General features: G+C 64.4%; 16 protein-coding genes. 14 read left to right on the top strand and 2 right to left on the bottom strand.

The features are described 5' to 3' along the window. Positions 1–146: 146 nt before the first annotated feature. The 9 genes from H6718_22255 to H6718_22215 all read left to right on the top strand — a co-directional run bounded on the left by H6718_22255 (position 147) and on the right by H6718_22215 (position 10364). The gene (locus tag H6718_22255; GenBank protein MCB9588147.1) at positions 147–1265 is read left to right on the top strand and encodes a UTP--glucose-1-phosphate uridylyltransferase; all 1119 of its coding nucleotides are present in this window, start codon (positions 147–149) and stop codon (positions 1263–1265) included. Continuing rightward, a complete protein-coding gene (sppA, locus tag H6718_22250) occupies positions 1262–3784 on the top strand; it encodes a signal peptide peptidase SppA (protein MCB9588146.1) in 2523 nt (840 codons plus the stop codon). The genes H6718_22255 and sppA overlap by 4 nt, the downstream gene beginning before the upstream one ends. Beyond that, on the top strand, positions 3781–4707 hold the full coding sequence (locus H6718_22245) for a hypothetical protein (protein MCB9588145.1): 927 nt from the start codon (positions 3781–3783) through the stop codon (positions 4705–4707). Before sppA ends, H6718_22245 begins: the two co-directional genes overlap by 4 nt. Before the next feature lie 62 nt (positions 4708–4769). After that, complete coding sequence (gene proB, locus H6718_22240) at positions 4770–5870, top strand: glutamate 5-kinase (protein ID MCB9588144.1); 1101 nt, start codon at positions 4770–4772, stop codon at positions 5868–5870. Then, entirely contained in the window at positions 5851–6822 is a 972-nt protein-coding gene (locus tag H6718_22235) for an alpha/beta hydrolase fold domain-containing protein (protein ID MCB9588143.1), read from the top strand. Before proB ends, H6718_22235 begins: the two co-directional genes overlap by 20 nt. A 164-nt stretch (positions 6823–6986) precedes the next feature. Then, positions 6987–7511 (top strand): hypothetical protein, encoded by a 525-nt coding sequence (locus tag H6718_22230; GenBank protein MCB9588142.1) that lies wholly within the window; start codon positions 6987–6989, stop codon positions 7509–7511. A gap of 67 nt (positions 7512–7578) precedes the next feature. Further along, on the top strand, positions 7579–8409 hold the full coding sequence (locus H6718_22225; protein ID MCB9588141.1) for a S1 family peptidase: 831 nt from the start codon (positions 7579–7581) through the stop codon (positions 8407–8409). 61 nt (positions 8410–8470) lie between these two features. Further along, complete coding sequence (lepB, locus tag H6718_22220) at positions 8471–9121, top strand: signal peptidase I (GenBank protein MCB9588140.1); 651 nt, start codon at positions 8471–8473, stop codon at positions 9119–9121. Between the two features lie 37 nt (positions 9122–9158). Next, on the top strand, positions 9159–10364 hold the full coding sequence (locus H6718_22215) for an FHA domain-containing protein (protein ID MCB9588139.1): 1206 nt from the start codon (positions 9159–9161) through the stop codon (positions 10362–10364). 134 nt (positions 10365–10498) lie between these two features. On the opposite strand, the gene pcnB is transcribed toward H6718_22215, so the two are convergent. Further along, positions 10499–11833, bottom strand: a complete 1335-nt coding sequence (gene pcnB, locus H6718_22210; GenBank protein ID MCB9588138.1) for a polynucleotide adenylyltransferase PcnB — start codon at positions 11831–11833, stop codon at positions 10499–10501. Positions 11834–12301: 468 nt separating this feature from the next. Here pcnB and H6718_22205 point away from each other — a divergent pair, with 468 nt between their 5' ends. From H6718_22205 to H6718_22185, 5 genes are all read left to right on the top strand, one after another. Then, positions 12302–12925 (top strand): FHA domain-containing protein, encoded by a 624-nt coding sequence (locus H6718_22205; protein ID MCB9588137.1) that lies wholly within the window; start codon positions 12302–12304, stop codon positions 12923–12925. 58 nt (positions 12926–12983) lie between these two features. Continuing rightward, a complete protein-coding gene (locus H6718_22200; GenBank protein MCB9588136.1) occupies positions 12984–14717 on the top strand; it encodes a PAS domain S-box protein in 1734 nt (577 codons plus the stop codon). 126 nt (positions 14718–14843) lie between these two features. After that, complete coding sequence (locus H6718_22195; GenBank protein ID MCB9588135.1) at positions 14844–15344, top strand: YdcF family protein; 501 nt, start codon at positions 14844–14846, stop codon at positions 15342–15344. Then, the gene (locus tag H6718_22190; GenBank protein MCB9588134.1) at positions 15341–17584 is read left to right on the top strand and encodes a peptidylprolyl isomerase; all 2244 of its coding nucleotides are present in this window, start codon (positions 15341–15343) and stop codon (positions 17582–17584) included. Before H6718_22195 ends, H6718_22190 begins: the two co-directional genes overlap by 4 nt. A gap of 22 nt (positions 17585–17606) precedes the next feature. After that, positions 17607–18383 (top strand): type III pantothenate kinase, encoded by a 777-nt coding sequence (locus H6718_22185; GenBank protein ID MCB9588133.1) that lies wholly within the window; start codon positions 17607–17609, stop codon positions 18381–18383. Between the two features lie 3 nt (positions 18384–18386). Here the strand turns inward: H6718_22185 and H6718_22180 are convergent, their stop codons facing one another. Beyond that, on the bottom strand, positions 18387–18992 hold the full coding sequence (locus tag H6718_22180) for a hypothetical protein (protein MCB9588132.1): 606 nt from the start codon (positions 18990–18992) through the stop codon (positions 18387–18389). Positions 18993–19138 lie beyond the last annotated feature (146 nt).

Raw genomic sequence — 19138 nt, 5'->3', positions numbered from 1 at the left:
ATTCGACGAACGGGTCGAACGGCACGGTCCGCGAGTTCAGCGTAGCGTCGCTGCTCGCTATCGCGCTTTTGTCGCGATTCGCTGCGAGTAGGTAACAAAAGCCGGGGCTTCCGCACTACCATCCCGAGCCCAATATGACTGCCCCGATGAAGGAAGCCCTGACCGCCGAGCTGGCTGCTCTCGACCCCGCGCTGAAGCACCAACTCGACCACCATGGATTCGACCCGGGGTGGTTCGTTGGGCTGGCCGAGCGAAACCTGGGGCGCGAGCCGGACAATCGCGTCAAAGGCACAGTCGATCCGCCCACCGAGACGGACGTCCGAGATCTACCGACTGACCCCGCAGAGCGGGCAGCACTGATCCGCAAGGGCGAAGAGGTGCTGCGCGCAGGACACTGCGCGTTGATCGTGCTCGCGGGCGGAATGGCGACGCGAATGGGTGGGGTGATCAAGGCGCTCGTCGAGGCGGTAGACGGACACACCTTCCTCGATCTGCGGCTGCGTGAGGTCGAGCGTGTGGGGCACGGCTGTCCACTGTGGTTGATGACCAGCGACGCCACGGACCAGGGGTTGAAGCAAGCCCTCACGGCCCACCCACAGGCGAAGAACGTCGCGACTTTCCCCCAAAACCTGTCGTTGCGTCTCACCCCCGAAGGAAAGCTATTCCGCGGGGAATTAGGCACGCCGCAATCACACGCCCCGGGTCATGGCGACCTGCCAGAGGCGCTCGCCCGTAGCGGGCTGCTGAAGCAGTTCGTCGCAGACGGCGGAAGGCTCGTCCTGATCACGAACGTCGACAACCTGGGTGCGACCTTGGACCCGCTGCTGATCGGCTGGCACCTCAGTCACGGGAAGCCGATCAGCTGTGAGGTCGTAGACAAGGTGGGTACGGACCGCGGCGGTATCCCTGCGCGACTCGACGGTAGACCAGTGATCCTGGAGGAGTTCCGGCTGCCGGAGAGCTTCGACCCGAGCAGCGTGCGCGTCTTCAACACCAACACCTTCTGGGTGGACGCCCGCGCGCTGGTCGAGCTCGACATGCCTTGGACCTACTTCACCGTGACCAAGCAACACGGGGACCAGCGCTTCATTCAGTTCGAACGCCTGCTCGGCGAGATAACTAGCCACCTGGACACCCAATTCGTCCGCGTGCCTCGCGAGGGCGCCGAGTCGCGTTTCCTCCCGGTAAAGGACACCGCGGAGCTTGAACGCCGCCGCGCGGAAATTCGCAATGTCGCCACTTCTCGGGAGATCTTGAGCGCATGACCTCACACAACGTTGCCCGCCTACGCACGAGATCGCTCGGGCTCGCTTTCACAACTGCTCTCTTGCTGCTTGGCCTGAGCCCGAGCGCCTCTGCACAGGTGCCAGGAGATGCCGGGACTCAACGCTTGCCCGTGCTTGGCGCGAGCATCGCTGGTACCGACGACAGCAGCGCCCTTGCGTTCAATCCGGCCAATATCGGCTTCATGCCCGGCGCTGAGCTGCGTTGGAACGGCATCTTCCTGGACGAGGACCTGGGGGTGCCTTGGCAAGGACACGCGTTCTCGTTTGCGACCCCGCTGTTCCTGAACCTGTCCATGGGGTTGCGTGTCGACGCGGTGAACCCAACGGCACAAGCGCCCAACCCCGAGAACTACCAGTTCGTGACCTGGGGTCTGGCGCTGAGCTCGACAGACGCGTTCTCCCTCGGTTTTTCGCTCCAGCGGTCCTACTCCGATGCCGCGGTGCATGATCGTCTTGCCTCGTACACCATCGCGATGAGTTCGCGGCCCGCACCGGCGCTCGGCCTCTCATTCGTCGGCAGTGACCTCAACGGCCCAACGAACCGCGCGGGTGGCAGCCGATCCCCGACCTACGACATCGGGATGGCGCTGCGGCCCACCGGCGAGCGCACATTCGAGCTTGGCCTGGAGGCCAAGTACATCGTCGACTCCGACGACTGGATTCCGCGTGGAACTATCGGGCTCGACATCGCGCCCTTGGGTCGCTTGACGGGCGGCGTCTCGATGCACCACCTGGACCAGAGCGAACCGGACTACGTGGCGTCACTCGGCCTCGCGCTCTACAACTCGAACCCAGCGGGCAGCACCGAGCTCTCCGGCGGTGTGGTCGGCGGGAACGCTTTGGGGTCAGACGACACCTACGCCAACCCCTACTTGGGCGTCGCCGTTCGAGGATTCCGCGAGCCGGTTGGGGGTGAGGCGCCCCGCTATGCGGTGCGAGTCCGCATCGAGTCCACGCCAGGCCCCCGGCAACACTTCCGCATGATGCGTAGGCTGTGGAAGATGGCCGAAGAGGAGGCGGTGGACGCGGTGCTGCTCGAGCTGCGTACCGCCCCCTCGGACAGCTTCGCTCACGTGCAAGAGTTCCGAGACGCCATCCACAACTTGCGGCGTCACGGCAAGAAGGTGCTGTGTCACCTCGAAGACAACGGAGGCATGGCGCTCTTCCTGTGCTCTGCCGCGACCAAGATCTTGGTGAACCCAGCGGGCGGCCTACGGTTCGCCGGGCTGAAGAGCCAGTCGATGTACTTCGCCGGCTTGCTCAACAAGCTCGGTATCCGCGCGGATTTTGTTCGCATCGGGCCCCACAAGAGCGCGCCCGAGCAGCTCACACGCACCGGCCCGTCCAAGGTCGCGAAGGCAGACCGCATCGACATGCTGCAACAGCTGGAGCGGCAGTTCGTCGAGGCCGTCGCCTCAGGGCGCCGCATGACACCCGCAGAGGTACGCACGAACGTCGCCAAGGGTCCGTTCATTGCCTCAGAGGCACAACAGGCAAAGTTCGTCGATGGCGTAGCCTTCGATGACGAGCTGGATGACTCCGTCCGCAGCATGATTGGCCGCGACACTTTGGTGGTGGATGAAGACGTGCTCGGGCCGCGCGCGAAGAAGAAGTTCGGTAGGGAGCGCGGCATCGCCGTCGTTTACGTAGACGGCGACATGATCGACGGACGCAGCAGCAATATCCCGTTCTTGGGTATGAAGCTCGCTGGCTCGTACACCATTGCCGAGGCACTGAAGGACGCGCGGGAGGACCCACGCATCGGCGCCGTGGTGCTCCGCGTGGAAACGCCCGGCGGTTCTGCGATGGCCGCAGACGTGATCTGGCGCCAGGTGGAACTCACCGCCAAGGCCAAGCCGTTGGTGGTGAGCATGGGCAGCTACGCCGCGAGCGCGGGCTACTACATCTCGGCACCAGGAAGCCGCATCTTCGCCAACCCGGCGACCATCACTGGCAGCATTGGCGTCTTCTATGGCAAGGCTGATGTCGCCGGCTTGCTGGAGAAGATCGGGGTCAACGTAAAGACCTACAAGACGACTCCGAAGGCCGACGCCGAGTCGCTCTATCGACCCTTCACCGACGCCGAGCGGAAGGAGCTCGACAAGAAGGTCGGCCAGTTCTACGACACGTTCATCACGCGGGTCGCGGCGGGCCGACCGCTCAGCAAGGAGCAGGTCGATGCCGTCGGTCGCGGCCGGGTGTGGACCGGCGAACAGGCCAAAGACCGCAAGTTGGTTGACGAGCTTGGTGGCATTCGTCAGGCACTCGACTACGTGCGCAAGCAAGCCGGACTGAGCGCGGACGCGCCGGTGGTGGAGCTACCGGAGATTCAGACCTCGATCCTCGGCCAGCTACTTGGCATCGAAGGTCTGCACGCGGACGCCAAGCTGAGCATCCCCCCGCAGATCAGCGGCATGATCAAGGCGCTTGGGCCTTTCATGGTCTACGAGAGCGACAAGCCGATGATGCTGCTGGAGATGGCGCCTGTGAAGCCATGAGTGACGCTTCTATCCGCGAGGAATCGGCGCTGGCGGCCGGACCCGCGACGCTTGAGGCTCGACAACTCACGGTGCGTCGTGGCGGCAGCGCGCTGGTGGAGGGAGTCAGCTTCAGCAGCTTCGCGACGCGTGTCGCGTTGGTGGGCGATGGGGGCTTTCTCGCGCGCCTCTTGCTCGGCGAGGCGGAGCAGGCGAGCGGTGAACTCACACTGCTCGGCGAGGCGTCGTCCAAGGCCCTGAGCGGCTCCACGCGCCTGGTCCCGCGAGATGGCTGGTTGCTTGACGACGAGCCCGTGCTGGCCAGCCTGCGCTTTGTCGCCGAGCTCTTTCGCATGCCCCACGGCGCTCAGGTCGCGAAGCAGACGTTGCACGCACTGGGGTTGGGCCAGTTCGCTGGTGCGTATCCAAGCGCGCTGGAGCCCACCGAGCGCTGCGCCGTGAGTCTCGCAATGGCGGTGGTGACGCGGCCGCGGCTGGTGATCCTGGAGCAGCCCTTCGACGGGCTGGACGATCTCCGCGCAGCTTGGCTTCAGGAGCGCATCCTCGCGGCGTGCAGTGGTGACGATGCACCCCGGCTGGTCTGGTCCTGCGAGCGTTTGATGAACGCCGCCCAGCACGACCTCGCATCAACGGGCGACGTCGTCTGGCTGCAGTATGGCCAGCTGTTGGGCGCCGCCCCAGCCGCGGAGCTGGCGCAAGGCAGCGCCCTATGCCTGGTGCGCGTCGCCGGAGATGGTGCCCGCTTGAAGCGAGCGCTCAACATCCGTGGTGTCGTCCTCGAGAGCACTGACGACACCCGCGCCCCAAAGCGCACAAGCGCTTGGCGGATGCTCGCCGGCAGTCGCCGCGAGTTGATCGCAGCGGCGGTTGAAACCGAGACCCCGGTGCTGGATCTCCAATTGATCAAGCCCCTCGCGGGCTGACGTTCGCCCCTCGCAAGCTGAGCCGACGCTTGCCCGAAGCGCCATGCTATACGAGCCGCCGCATGGCAACGGCCCGCGCATCGCTTCAAACCGCTCGCAGAGTGGTGGTCAAGGTTGGCTCCAGAGCGCTCTCCGGCGACCCGACCCTGCCGGCGAATCTGATCGCCCAAATCGCCGAGTCGAGTCGGGCAGCAGACTCGACGGAGCGGCGCTTCGTATTGGTGTCGAGCGGCGCAATCGCGTTGGGCTGCGAGCGCCTCGGCTACACCGCCCGTCCGAAGGAGATGAGCAAGTTGCAGGCGGCGGCAGCAGCGGGTCAGTCCGTGCTGATGCGACGCTACGAAGAAGCTTGTGCGGAGAACGGGATGATACCTGCCCAGGTGCTGCTCACCCACGCGGATCTCGCGGATCGCGAGCGCCTCAACAACGCACGCAACGCCTTGGGCGAGCTACTCGAGGCGGACGCTTTACCTATCGTCAACGAAAACGACACCGTGTCGACCGACGAGATCCGCTTTGGCGACAATGACCAGCTTTCGGCGATGGTAGTCCCGTTGGTCGGCGCGGAAGTGCTGATCCTGCTTACCGACGTCTCGGGAGTGCTGGACGCGACCGGGCAGCGCCTCTCAGAGCTCCCAGCTGACTTCATCGTGCAAGACCACGGTAGCTCCAGTGGAGTCGGCAGCGGCGGCATCATGTCGAAGGTCGATTCCGCAAGGAAAGCAAGCAGGTCCGGCGCCTGGGTCGTAATTGCGAGCGCCGCAGAACCGCGAGTGATCTCGCGCCTGCTCGCAGGTGAAGACGTCGGAACCCTGGTCCACCCGGTGGAAGGCGTGCTGCGCGCACGCCAGCACTGGATCGCGTATACCTTGAAGCCGCGAGGCACGGTGGTGATCGACGCGGGCGCCGCGAAAGCGTTGCGCGCGGGGAAAAGCAGCTTGCTACCGGTAGGCGTTGTTGGAGTGCGTGGCCAGTTCAACGCGGGTGATGCGGTGAGTATCGTGGACGCGGAGGGCACCGAAGTGGGTCGCGGCCTCGCACGACTGGGCGGCCTCGACGTCGCTCGTGCAGCACGCCAGAAGTCCGCAGCGCTCGAACTCTTGTTCGGTAGCGTGGGGCGCGACTTGGTCGTGGTGCACCGCGATGACTTGGTCCTTGCGTAGACACCGCAGCAAGTGGCTACGCCGAGCGCTGCTGCTCGCGGTGGCCACGGTGTGCCTGGGTTCGTGCACCCTCGTAGCGCGCCACCTTTGGAGCACTCGCGGTCTCTCGAAGCGCACCCTGATTGCACAGGGTCGGAAGCGAGTGGTCTACGTCCACGTGCCGCCTGGGCACTCGAAGAGCAAAGCGGTACCGCTCGTGATCGCGCTGCACGGAAACGGAGGCAGCGCGGCTCTGCTCAATCGCGGGACTCGCTACGGACTGACCCGCGAGGCCGACGCCCGCGGTTGGGTGCTCTTGTTACCGCAAGGCATCGACGAAGCCTGGAACGACCATCGACCGTTCAAGCAGGAGGCGCTCGCCGGCGTTGACGACGTCGCGTTCCTCACTCAGCTGATCGACGTTGCGCAGCGCGACTACGGGATCGACCCGGAGCAAGTCTTCGTCGTGGGGGCCTCGAACGGCGGCGCCATGGCCATGACCTTGGCCATCGAGCAGTCGGAGAGATTTCGCGGAATCGCCGCGGTCGTGATGAGCCTGCCGGGGATCCACGAAGCAGCCACACCGCAGCGACCCATCTCCGTGCTCATGCTCAACGGAACCGCGGATCCAGTGGTGCCGTTCGGCGGCGGTCAGATCTTGGGGAAGCGCGGACGTGTGGTGGCCTCTACCGCGAGCCTCGAGTGGTGGGGACGGCAGAATCGCTGCACCACCAGCGTGCCCCTACATCCTCTGCCCGATCGCGCTCCGGAGGACGAGACTCGCGTCTACGTCGAGAGTCGTGAAGGCTGCGCTGAAGGCACCAGCGTAACCCTCTATCGTGTCCAAGGCGGCGGTCACACCTGGCCGGGAGGCGTGCCCTACGCACCGTCTGCAATCGTGGGTCGTACAAGCAACGACATCGACGCCAGCAAGGTCGTGTTCGATTTCTTCGCGAGCCACACAAAGCCCTGACGGTCCTTTTTGGAGTCGCATCCCAGCAGGGCAGGAGCTTTCCATCCGTTTTTAGCGTAAGATTCTGCCCAGGGTGTGGGCGGAAAAAGATCGTGAACCAACCCAAGCCGTCAAAGCGATCTGGGTCGGAACTTTTCGGAGGTGCGGGTGTCCGCTGCGGGTTCATGAAGGGATCTGACAAATCCAGCGTGTGGTTGGTGGGGTTGCTCAGTGTTGCGGCGCTGTGGGCCGGCTCGAACAGCAGCCGCCAGGTCAGCCTCATCTGGCCATCGGGGAGCCTGCCTGCGGAAGTGAGCACCCTCGAAGCCCAGCTTGGCAAGGACCGCACTGACATGGGCGCAGCGCTTCGGCTTGGGGACACGCTGCTCGACCACGGTCAGGCGGGCCAAGCGGAGGCTAGCCTGAGCTGGGTGGCACCCGAACTCCAAGCTGAGCCACGGGTCGCGAGCTTGCGAGTGCGTGCGTTGACCCAACTCGGCCAGTTCGAACGGGCGCTGAAGCTTCAACGCGCCGTCCTCGCCAGCTGCACTGACACCGGCTGTGCCCCCACGGTGTTTGCGCGCGGAAAAGCTCAAGAGCGACTGCTCGAGGAGTTCATGCGCGTCGGCGTCACCGATCCCGAGGCTCAGCCAGCCCGCGTCGCTCTCGCACAATTTCGCGCCACTCGCACCGGACGCCTCGAAGACTAGTCCAGCTTCCTCGCGCCTCCGCGCGAACCTCCCGCTACCGCGCTCTCACCCCCCAGGCTCCATTCCCGTGAACCGAACTCTCCCACTCCTCTCACTGCTCTTGCTGAGCACTGGTTGCGCCAGCGTGAGCGCTCTATTCGAGACGCCAGCCAAGGAACCCACGCCGGCAGCAGCAGAGGATCCTGGCCGCGCCGAGGCGCCGGAGCTGCCCTTTGCCCTCGCTCAAGCGGACGACTACGTCGTGCGCGTGGTCGCGGAAAACGCCACCTGCACGGGCACGCTGATCGCCGACGATCTGGTGCTTACCGCTCACCACTGCGTCGCAGAGAGAGATATCTCTGGGGAAATTCTTGAGAAAGACCTCGAGCCCGAAGAGCTGAGAGTTGAACTCGGCGGCGACTACCTTCCTTGGGGAGAAGTTGGGGTGGATGCAGTGGTTGCCCCGCCGTGTGGCCACCGCGCAGGGGTGGGTGACATCGCGATCTTGGTGCTTGAACGCAAACTGATCGGCATGACCACCCTCGAGCCGGAGCTGGACCAAGCCCCGCAGTCCGGCGAGGAAGTTCACACCGTTGGCTTTGGGCGCTGCAGCCTGAGCGGGGAAGCGATCCACCGTAAGCCGCGACCTGGCGGCCGTGTACTGAAGGTGAAGGAGAACCGCTACACACTGGAAGCTTCCATCTGTCCCGGCGACTCCGGCGGTCCAGCCCTGAACGGCGCCGGGGAACTAGTGGGCGTGGTTTCGCGCAGTGTGATGGACGGCAGCGAGCAGACGGTGAACCTCTCGGAGTTCACGCGCCTCGATGCTTTCCGCGGCCTCTTCGCGAATGCCCGGGCGATCAGCGATGGGGCGAGCCCAGCGGAGCTCCCTCCAGTCGCCGGCTGCCCAAGTCGCTAGCCCGCAGCTGGGACTAGCTTTGCCCGCCACGCTTCAGGCGTGACATGATCCGTCCTCGGGCATGCGCAAGTTCGTCAGGTTCTTGATTTGGACCGCCATCGTCGTGGGCGTGATCATCGGTATCGCGCGCTTGACTGCGATCCGCTGGTGGAAGGTACCGGAGAACGATCCGTTGCTCGGTGCTTCCATCACGCCGTCGCTGCGCCCAGGCGACACCATCCTGCTGTGGCGACTCAGCGACCCGAAGTTCTCCGACTTGGTACTGTGTCCCGATCCGACGGACCCGAGTGAGGTCGTGATTGGCCGAATCGTCGCGGAGGAGAACGACCAAGTGAAGGTTCAGGGCAACGACATCTGGGTCAACAACAGCCCGATGCGAACGGACATGGGTTGCACTGAGCGTACGTTCAAGACTGAGGATCCCAATACGGGAAACGAAGTCGAGCAGACCTGCGACCAAGAAGACTTGGGCGGCCACCTGCACATGCGGGGGAACATCAGCGCTGGCCGCTCCCAAAGTACGCGACTGATTACGGAGCAGAAAGTAGGCGTCGGGAAGGTGTTCTTGGTGAGCGACAACCGCCTCTATCCGTTCGACTCGCGTCGCTACGGCCAGGTCGATCGCGCCACCTGCAAGGAGTCGGTTTTCTTCCGCCTCACAGGCAAGGATGGCTTCTTCGACACGAAGAGTCGGTTCACCTTCATCCACTGACGCCTGATGGCGTTTCGTACTAGTGTCTGCGAACGAGATGGGAAGCCCTGCGCCGGAACTCTCCACGCAAGAGATCGGCATCTGCTGCGGTCGCTGTGAGACCTACAGCCGGGTGGGCACCCTGGTCTGCGAAGAATGTGGGAACGATCTCGCGATCGAGGCAGCACGCCCCTCCTCGCTCACCGCCAACGCAGGCACGAGCGGGAACCACGCGGCAAAAATCGAGGAAGCGCAGCGTCGCATGACGCAGCCAGCTCGCTCGATCCACGACGAACCAACGAGCCCTTATATAACGGCGCTCGACGACGACGAGACCACCATGGTGGAGGCTCCGCCTTCGGAGCTGCTCCGAGAGACGGAAAACCTTTCCAAAGAGCCTGCTGTTGAGCGAGGCTCAGAACGAAATGTCCAGCTCGCGCGGCCACCGAATCCGCTCGCCGGGCTCTCCGAGGAGGAACTGATGGATCAAGCCAAGCACTTCGTCTGTACGTCCTGCATGACCCCCGTACCGACGGGTCACAAGTTCTGTGGTCGCTGTGGGGCCGAGGTGCCGCCTGAAATCCGCAAGCTTCAGGTGCATTTCTTCAGCGAGATGCAGGACCCTGAGAAGGCTCGCCTAATCCTGATCCGCGGGGAAGGAATGGACGCCCTCAGCTATCACCTCAAGCTCGACCAGCACATCGTCGGTCGCAGCGGTCAGCTGGAGTTCCCTGACGATCCTTTCATCTCGCCAAAGCACGCCAACTTCTTCTATCGCGACACCCGTCTCGTGGTGCGTGACGAGGGCTCGCTGAACGGCGTCTACCTACGCATTCGTGGCTCCGTGGAGCTCTCCGCTGGCGACACGTTCCTTGCGGGCGAGCAAGTCTTCCGTCTCGACCCGACGCCCAAGGCATCCGACGCGGCCGACGGCGATGGGACGTTTTTCTATTCTTCCCCGAAGCACCCCACCGCGTTCCGCCTGGTACAGATGCTCGAAGGCGGTTCCACCGGCATGACCGTTTGCGCACGAGGCACCTCGCTGCAGATTGGCCGCGAGAACGGCGACCTCAACTTCCCCGGTGACGTCTACATGTCCGCGCAGCACTGCACGGTGGCGGACGAAGGCGGCAAGTTCACCCTAACTGACCACGACTCGCGCAACGGCACCTACGTGCGCATCAAGACCGAAGCAACGCTGGGTCACGGAGACTACGTGTTCATCGGCCGCAAGCTCTTGCGCGTCGAACTCAACGTGAACTAAGACAGTTCCCCGCGGATATAAGAGGCGGTGTCCCAGTTGGGCACCGCCTCTTTTGCGTTTGTTCCTCCCCCCCGAGCCCGCCCTCGGCAAGTCAACGAGGAGCAGCGCATGTTTTTGGGGGTGAGGGAGCGGCGTCAGCGGCGCCGCTTCTTTTTGGGTGCGGCGTCTCGGCTTGGCTTCACGTCTACACCACGCGCCTTGTTGGCGAGATCCACCACCTCCGCGGCGTAGTCGTAGAGTGGTGTGCGCGCGAAGCGTCCAGGCCGCCCCGTTTGCAGGCGCGGCATCATCGCTACGATACGTCGCACTCCGTCAGCAATGCGCCGAGGAACGTTCAAACGGTCAACCACTGGCTCCAGGAAGTCGAAAGCCGCCTCGACCCGATCGGAGGCACCTTCACAAGCCTCCAACATGGGTTCCAGGAGCAAGGCGGTCCACAACACGACATCGTCGAAGGCTTCGCCCCGCTGCTTCGTCTCGCGGTCGATGGCCGAGAACAACGCCCAGGTGCTGCCGTCGGAATCCTGGGTGTCCGAGAGGTACGCCGCCAGCTCCGGCAGCAGTACATCGAGCACACCGGTCTCCCACATCAGCCAGACCGAACGATGGCTCGCGCCGCCACGCATCAAGCGCAGCACCTCTTCGAACAGGCGAGGGCGCGCCGCCATGGCAAGCGAACCACGACACTGCACGATCGCGTCGTAGACGTCCGGGGCAATGCCCAGGTCGAGCCGTGCACAGAACTTGATGGCTCGCAGGATCCGTACAGGATCCTCAAGGAAACGCACAACCGGGTCACCGATCGTCCGCACCGTGCGCGCTCGGATATCCGGAATGCCTCCGACCCAGTCCAGCACCTCGTTGGACTCCAGGTCGTAGAAGAGGCCGTTGATGGTGAAGTCGCGGCGAACCGCGTCCTCGTGCGCCTCCCCAAACGCGTTGTCGTCGCGGATGAGTAGATCATCCGTGGCCCGCTCGTCGCTCTGCTGCGGGTTCTTGCGAAAGGTCGCCGTCTCGATGATCTTCCCGCCGGAGAACAACACGTGAACGAGACGGAAACGGCGCCCGATGATGCGTGAGTTCCGAAACAGCGTACGCACGTCGTCAGGGCGCGCGTTCGTCGCGACATCAAAGTCCTTCGGGGAACAGTCGAGCAGCAAATCTCGCACGCAGCCACCCACGAGATAGGCCTCGAATCCGTGGCGCACGAGACGCCGCACGACCTTGGCGGCGTCCTGGTCGATCAGCTCGGGATCGAGCTCGATTGCGTAGCGATCCGGCGCAGAAGCTGGCGCGGACGGCGGAGGCGGCTCGGAACTGCTCGCGGGCGCTGACTGCGGGACGTCTTCAGGCTCTGAAGCGCGGCCTCGCCCCCGTCGCCGACGACGTGGGCGCTCGGGCTGAGAGCCACTGTGGGCTCGCCCGGAGTTAGCTGGTTTTTCGGGTTCGGGGGACTTTCGACGTCCCATGGCGTCCAAGATACTTTCTGTCCCTTGCGGTGGGTGGCCGCGGTGTCGGCCTCAGCTGGTGAGTATCCGAATTCGCCCAAGGAAGGCGCGAACAAACGACAATCGTTGGAAATTCGCGGGATAGGCCGCTCTAGCAGGCAACCCAAGGAGAAACCAGGGCCAATGGTAGTAGCTCGGCCGGGCGCCCGAAAACGCGCCCACACCTACACGCGCCCCCAGCCGGCACCTAGAGGCACCGGCTCAAGCCTGTTCGCGCTGTCCACCGAGCTGTTGGGTCGCCCCGCAGAACACCCCTGCACAGAACACTCGAGAGAAACCCGGGTATCGGTGTTTCGATGTGGAGATGGCTGCGACCGAACCCGACCAGGCCAGCGACAACCGACGGCGGCCAACGGCTGAGGCAGGTTTACCCGGCGAGGTTTCGATACCGTTCGACGGCCGCCTCTGGCTATCCTTTCAGGCTGGGCGGTGAGTACCTATTGGGTGAAATACAAGGGAACGCGTTTCCCCATCCGCCGGGGGGAAACCATCCTCGGACGCAGCCCCTATTGCAGCATCGTGATCAGCGACGACCTGGTCTCCAGAGAACACTGCGCGCTGCGACTGACAAGCGACGGGCTCACGGTAACCGACCTCAACAGCACCAACGGTGTCAGGGTCAACGGCAACTTGATCAAAGGCCCCACCGGCGTCCAACCAGGAGATGTCCTCACCGTGGGCACTGCGCTGTTGGAGGTGATGCGGATGGACACCATGCGCTCCCGTGCCCGTACCACCACGCGCTCCGACCTCGAGATCCCAAAGCAGCTCGAGAACACCGTCACGCTCACCCAGGAAAACAGCCTCGAACTCATCGAGACCCTGCTGAAGAACGCAAGTGAGAGCGGGAGAGCCGCACGAGTGGCGAGTGTCATCCGCAAAGCGATCGATGAGTTGGTCAGCAAGCTCACTCAGACGGGCAGCGCGCCGAGCCCAACCCGGGAGCGCTTGAAGACCAGCATTGAAGAGCTGAGAAACTGGTTTGCGGACGGCACATTCGATGACTGGGCGAACGATGCCAAAGCCAAACTCGACGACCTAGCAGGGTGTTGAAAAACACCCTGCCAATCAGTTTTTCATCCCGCGAAGCGCACACTGACGAGGCAGCAAGTTGAGCGTATTGGTCGTTTCCGACGATGAAGAAGCCGCGAGAGCGTTGTGCTCCGCGGTCTCCCGAGCAGGCCTGATTGCCGCTTGGGCCGCTTCCGTGGACGAGGCCTGGCGCAACGTCGCGCTGAACCCCCCGATGGTGCTCGTCGCTGACACCGAGCTCGAGGAGATCCCAGATTTCATCGAACAGATCCGCGAGGATCACCCCTGGATCCGCGTCTACTTGATGGCAGACCCAGACGGCATCGTCCCGAGACTCACAGCGCCCCTCGTCGCGAAGCCATTCGATGCCGCCCAGTTCGCGGAGCTCCTCACGCGAGAGGTGGAACTCGCTGAGCTGGACCGTGGAAGACGCTCGCTGCTAGCCCACGTCGACGAGCTTGCGCTGCTGGTGCAATCGAGCTTCGAAGCGATCATCGGCGTCTCCGACGACGGGCTAATCCTGTCGTGGAACCACGGAGCCGAGACATTGTACGGCTACCAAGCGGGGGAGATCATCGGCCGCACCATCGACGTGTTGGAACCGGGAGGCGCTCCGCATGAGCGCCTCGCCCGCGGAGAACGCCAGGTTACCGAGGTCAGGCGCCGCACAAAGCAAGGGCTGGACATCGTGGTGCACCTCTCGCTCTCACCCGTCCCCAGCACCCAGTACACCGCGCTGCGCTTCGCCGAAGTATCCCTCGACGTTACCGCGAGGAGAAAACTCGAACGGGAGCTCGAACACGCAGAGCGACTCGCTACGGTCGGTCGAATGGCAGCGAGCATGGCACACGAGATCAACAACCCGTTGGCGGTGATACGCGCGAGCACCGGATACGTCGCACAGATCGCAGAACAGATCGGCGATCTCGACCTGGCAGAAGCCGCGGACGATATGGAGGTCGCGGCAGAGCGCATCGGCAGCTTCGTCCAGCATCTGTGCGGCTTCGCCCGGAGAGAGCGAGCAAACCTCGAGCTTGCCCCTATCGCCAAGACGATCGCCCTCGCGCTGCGCATGGTGACTCCTCGGGCCAAGGAGCGCGGAGTCGAGCTTGAGATCGCCGACGTGCCAGCCTTTTCACTGGCGCACGACCCCCCTCGTTTGGCTCAAGCCGTGGTCAATGTCGTGGCAAACGCCGTCGATGCGGCCGCGCTAGGAGGCGGCAAGGTGCGGCTCTCAGTGCACCCCACAGAAGGCCACGTGGCAATTCTGGTGGAAGACGATGGTCCAGGGCTCGCTGAGGAAATCCGAGACCGCGCTTTCGAGCCCTTTACCACCACCAAACCCCATGGCTCAGGCACCGGCTTAGGGCTGGCCATCACGGCACAAATCGTACGCGATCACGGAGGCGAGGTACGCCTCGAGCCGAGGGAAGAGGGAGGCACGCGCGCGGTGATCGAACTCAACGCGCCGATCTCTGACGCGAGCCGCGTGTTGGTGCTCGATGCGGATCCCAGCATGCGCCGCGTCTTGGCATCTGCCCTCCGCGCCGCGCACTTCGAAGTGAGTACAGCGGATAACCCCGCGGAAGCAGCCGCAGTGTTGAAAGCGACTGTGACGAACGTGCTCGTGGCGCGTGCGCCGATAGCAGCGGAAACCCTTGCGACCCTACGCCAGGCCGCGCCCACGCTAGGCGTGCTCCTGGTCAGTGAAGGCGCGGACGACCTCGGCGACACGAGCGGAGTCGAAGTGCTGTGCGGGCCGCTGAACCATGAGCGCCTGATTGAGACCGTCCGCAGGCTCACGCGTGGCTGATCCCGCGCGCACACCGCGAGAAATCGCCAAAACGACGCGGGATTGTCCAGGCTCACCGGACACAGACACGCCATCGCGGCGCCTGAATTGCCACTCGATGGCGATCGGTTATAGCGTCCGGCGAGCATGAGCGCGGAGCTAGCCATCGTGATCCTCGGTTGTCGGGTCGAACCTGGCGGCGACGTTCGCGGTGCGCTCAAGCGGCGCCTGGCCCGAGGAGCCCGGGTATTCCGCGAACACGGAGCACGCTGGGTGATCGTCTCTGGGGGAAAGCGCTGGCAGGGAATCAGCGAAGCCCAGGCGATGCGCCATGAGCTGGAGCGCCTAGGTGTCCCGGGTGAGTTGATCTTGGAAGAGGCTCGCTCCTGCTCCACTCGCGAGAACGCCTTCTTCAGCCGAGCGCTGCTCGACGCGCACGCTATCGACCACATCCGCTTGGTGACCTGCGACTTCCACATGCGCCGCGCGGCAGGCCTCTTTCGCGACCACGGCCTGCGTGTCACTGAGCACCCTGCGCGCTCCCCCATTTCGGCGTCGACTCGAGCACAGCGCTCCTTGTCGGAGCTCTTCAAGTCCGCGCTGGATCGCTACTTGTCCCGAAGAGCGGACGCGAGGAGCTCTGCTTGACTCCGTCCTCGAAGCTTTGGGGCGTAGCGCTCTGCGTCCCTGTGTTCATCTTGAGTTGCCACAAGGAAAAAGGCACCGGTGCCAGCGCGAGCGCGTCGGGCGCGGCTTCTCAAGCGCCCTCGGCGACCAGCTTGGCCGGCTCAGGGCAGGCAGCGGACGACGAAGAAGCACCAAGCGAGGCGGTCGCTGATCGCCTGAAGGCACTACTGCTCGCTGAGCAGCAGCGCGACTCGAGCGCCGTCAAGGCCGCTGACCTACGACACGGGAGCCCGCTGGTGCGTCGTGCGGCGGCGCGAGCTTTGGCGCGCATCGCCGATCAGACGGCCTTCAAGCAACTCATTGAGCGGCTGCGGGACGAAGACCCGGAGGTGGTCACGTGGGCGGCGTACGGAGTCGGCTTCAGCTGTGAAGGTCAACAGTTCGCTGCCGTACGCGCGCTGGTGACGCGAGCGGCGAGCCTCAGCGTGACCCTCGACTCGGTAACTCCAAACGCCGAAGGACTCGAACCGTTCACGGCCCTCGCGGACGGGCTGGCGCGCTGTGGCGGTGTCGAAGCCGAGGCTACGTTGAACGCCTGGCTACGTTCGCCGATCAAGGGCCTGAGAGAGCAGGCGGCGCTCGCGTTGACACGCCTCGCGGCCCGCGCACACAAGCTCCATGGGGAAACGGTGGTGAGCCTGCTGGACCTCGCGAGCGAGCAGAATTTCCCTCTCGCCCTCGCTCCTCTTGGCCACTTCGACCCCGAGAGCGCGAGCGTCGCGAAGCGTATCCGCGAAGTAGCTGATACGTTGCTCGAGAAGGTCGACCCGAAGTCGGGTCAGAGCGTCTACATCGTGCGTGCCCTGACCCGCAGCGGCCCAGACGCAGCGCCGGAGCTACACCGTGTGGTCACCGACGCGAAGCAACCGTTGACGGCCCGCATCGAGGCGGCGCGTGGACTCGGCAAGCTAGACACCGCAGGACAGAATGCACTGCGCGACGCGTTGGCCGCTCTCGCGAAGGACCAAACTCAGGTCACGGCCAGCCTCGGCAAGCCGGAGTTCGCGCTCATCTTCGAGCTACTCAGTGGCCTACGACCGCCGTTGCGCTCCGCTCAGGCAGCTCTCGAGGCCCTGGCGGAGCTGCCGCTTCCGGAGAAGAAGCCTGAACGGCGCCGCGCCATCTTGCTGCGCTGTAGCGCGGCGGCGCGTGTCGCCGGCACGCGGAGCCTTTATCCCAAGCTCGTCGAGTGTGATCCCGACGACTCCTACGTGAAGGCAAAACACGTCCTCGAAGTGCTGGATCGCGGAGAACTCACTCGAGCCCGCTATATCCGCTGGCACGAACTGACGAAGCATAGCGATCGCCGTGTGCGCGAAGGCGCGCTGAACCTCTTGGCAAGCCACCCAGAGGCTGCGGACCAGTATCGAATCCTTACGGAAGCACTCAAGGCCAAGGAGCCGGGAGTCGTCGCGGTGGCGGCCGAGATCCTGGCGGCCCACCCGGACCGCGGGAGCAAAGCCGAAGAGGAAGGTGCGCAGTTCGCGCCAGAGCCGGAGGTCGTCGCGGCACTCTTCAGCGCTCTGGAGCAGAAGCGCGATCCAAGCCAGGTTGAGATCACCGGTGTGTTGCTCGATGCCCTGGCAGCCGTCTCGCTAAAAGACACCAAGCAAGCCTCCAAGCGAGAGAAGCTAGTACAGGGCTACTGCAAGTCCACCAACGCGACTTTGCGCTCTCACGCAGAGAAGGCGCTGCGTACTGCGGGCAACAAGCGCGCTAGCTGCACCGAGTTCAGCGCGCCGAAGTCGATCGCAGCCCTCGAGCTACCGCGTCCGGATCACAAGCTCGTGGTGAACCTGGAGCTAGACACGGGCAAGCTTGGCCTCGAGCTGGATCCGACCCTCGCGCCGGTATCCGTCGCGCGCATCCAGGAGCTCGTGCAAAAGGGCTTCTACAACGGGCTGACGATGCACCGCGTGGTGCCGGCCTTCGTGGTGCAGTTCGGTGACCCGAGCAGCGACAGCTACGGTGGCGCGGAAGGCGAGCCGCTACGCTGTGAGACGTCACCGGTCCCGTTCGGTCGCTTGGGCATCGGACTCGCGCTGAGCGGCAGGGACACCGCCTCGAGCCAGCTCTTCGTCACTCTCGGCCAATTTCCCCGCCTCGACGGTGGCTATCCATTGCTCGGCAAGGCCACCGGGGACTGGGACCGCGTCGTCGAGGGGGACGTGATCCAGAAGGCCACGATCGCCGGTCAGTGACCACGCTGACAATGAGGGAAGCATGCTCTTAGCCGTAGACATCGGAAACACCAACATCGCCTTCGGATTGTACGATGACGAAGACCTCGTACAGACATTCCGCTCGGAAACGGTTCGCGCTCGCACTGCGGATGAGTACGGCGTCTTGCTGCGCCAGATGTTGGCCCTGCGCGGCATCGACCCGAGCGTGGTCTCTGCGGCAATCATCGCGAGCGTCGTGCCTCCGCTCACCGACGTGATGATGGATGCCGTACGCCACGCCTTCGCCCGCGAAGCGCTAGTCGTGGGGCCCGGCTTGAAGACGGGCATCAGCATCCTCTACGAGAACCCGCGAGACGTTGGCGCGGACCGCGTCGTAAACGCCGTCGCTGCCTTCGAGCGTATCCGCGCGGGAGTCATCGTGGTGGACTTCGGTACCGCGACGACCTTCGACTGCATCTCTCCCAAGGCGGAGTACCTCGGGGGAGTCATCGTGCCCGGCATCCAGGTCAGCTTGGACGGCCTCCTTGGGCGCGCCGCCAAGCTCTCGCGCATCGAGATCGCGGTCCCTCCGAAGGTGGTGGGTCGCAACACGACGCACTCGCTTCAGTCAGGGATCGTTCACGGCTACGCGAGCCTGGTAGACGGCCTCGTGGAGAAGCTGATCGATGAACTGGGCTTCGAGTGCAAAGTGATCGCGACCGGTGGCCTAGCGACGTTGATCGCGCAGCACACAACGAGCCTGGAGACGGTGGACGACACGCTCACGCTGTATGGGCTGCGCATCCTCCACGAGCGCAACACCTCGCGACGGCGTTGAACGTCATTCCTCCGCGTCGCCATCTGGCGCGCCCGGAGGCGGCCCAGGTGGTGGTCCCGGCGGATGAACCGGCACACACAGAAGAGTGTCCGAGTCCCGCGCGGTGCGGCACGTGCCTTCGATGGTATGCTCCCCGTCGGGCCCGGGTAGCGTCACACTGCACGCTGCGTCCGCCTCGAGACTGGCACAGGCGTCGAAGGCTTCTTGCGGAGGGCCACGATGATGCCGCGGCGGAGGCATATCCGTAGGGACACAGGCCACAACCGCTGTATTGTCAGCGGCAGAGTCCGCTGGTGCCGGCATGCTGCGACACGTTCCGTCGAGCGTGCGTTCCCCGTCGGGCCCCGACAGCGTGACGGTGCAGCTGGCGTCGACCGCCAGATCCGTACAGGCGCTGATCGCCTCTGGCGGAGGACCGCGATGGTGATGACCGTGGGGAGGTGGAGGTGGATCCGCGTCGTCACTGGCGCTGGGATCAGCCGCGGTGCGCTCGCTGTTCTCGAGTGCCTGACTGCTGGTGGAAGTGTCTGCTGTTTGCTGACACGCGGCGAGCGCTAGACAGCCCGTGATGAGCCACGCCAAGGGCGTGACGTTGGTCCTGATGTTCATGCCAAACTCCTTGCGAAACGGCTTGAGTCGTTGAACAGAGGACAACCAACCGAGGCCTTGTGTTAGCGGTGACGGTGCACATCTCACCTCACCCCCCAAAAACCCGCTTGGCCATCGAGAGCAAGCAACGCTTAAATCCGCAGGGA

Source organism: Polyangiaceae bacterium (assembly GCA_020633205.1).
GTDB lineage: Bacteria > Myxococcota_A > Polyangia > Polyangiales > Polyangiaceae > JAHBVY01.
Note: the sequence above shows the minus strand (reverse complement) of the source record. Positions and strands in the feature narration are given on the sequence as shown.

Excerpts from the sequence above, each read along its gene's own strand:
- H6718_22255 (MCB9588147.1), top strand. The coding sequence starts at position 147 with ATGAAGGAAGCCCTGACCGCCGAGCTGGCTGCTCTCGACCCCGCGCTG.
- sppA (MCB9588146.1), top strand. The coding sequence starts at position 1,262 with ATGACCTCACACAACGTTGCCCGCCTACGCACGAGATCGCTCGGGCTC.
- H6718_22245 (MCB9588145.1), top strand. The coding sequence starts at position 3,781 with ATGAGTGACGCTTCTATCCGCGAGGAATCGGCGCTGGCGGCCGGACCC.
- proB (MCB9588144.1), top strand. The coding sequence starts at position 4,770 with ATGGCAACGGCCCGCGCATCGCTTCAAACCGCTCGCAGAGTGGTGGTC.
- H6718_22235 (MCB9588143.1), top strand. The coding sequence starts at position 5,851 with ATGACTTGGTCCTTGCGTAGACACCGCAGCAAGTGGCTACGCCGAGCG.
- H6718_22230 (MCB9588142.1), top strand. The coding sequence starts at position 6,987 with ATGAAGGGATCTGACAAATCCAGCGTGTGGTTGGTGGGGTTGCTCAGT.
- lepB (MCB9588140.1), top strand. The coding sequence starts at position 8,471 with ATGCGCAAGTTCGTCAGGTTCTTGATTTGGACCGCCATCGTCGTGGGC.
- H6718_22215 (MCB9588139.1), top strand. The coding sequence starts at position 9,159 with ATGGGAAGCCCTGCGCCGGAACTCTCCACGCAAGAGATCGGCATCTGC.
- pcnB (MCB9588138.1), bottom strand. The coding sequence starts at position 11,833 with ATGGGACGTCGAAAGTCCCCCGAACCCGAAAAACCAGCTAACTCCGGG.
- H6718_22195 (MCB9588135.1), top strand. The coding sequence starts at position 14,844 with ATGAGCGCGGAGCTAGCCATCGTGATCCTCGGTTGTCGGGTCGAACCT.
- H6718_22185 (MCB9588133.1), top strand. The coding sequence starts at position 17,607 with ATGCTCTTAGCCGTAGACATCGGAAACACCAACATCGCCTTCGGATTG.
- H6718_22180 (MCB9588132.1), bottom strand. The coding sequence starts at position 18,992 with ATGAACATCAGGACCAACGTCACGCCCTTGGCGTGGCTCATCACGGGC.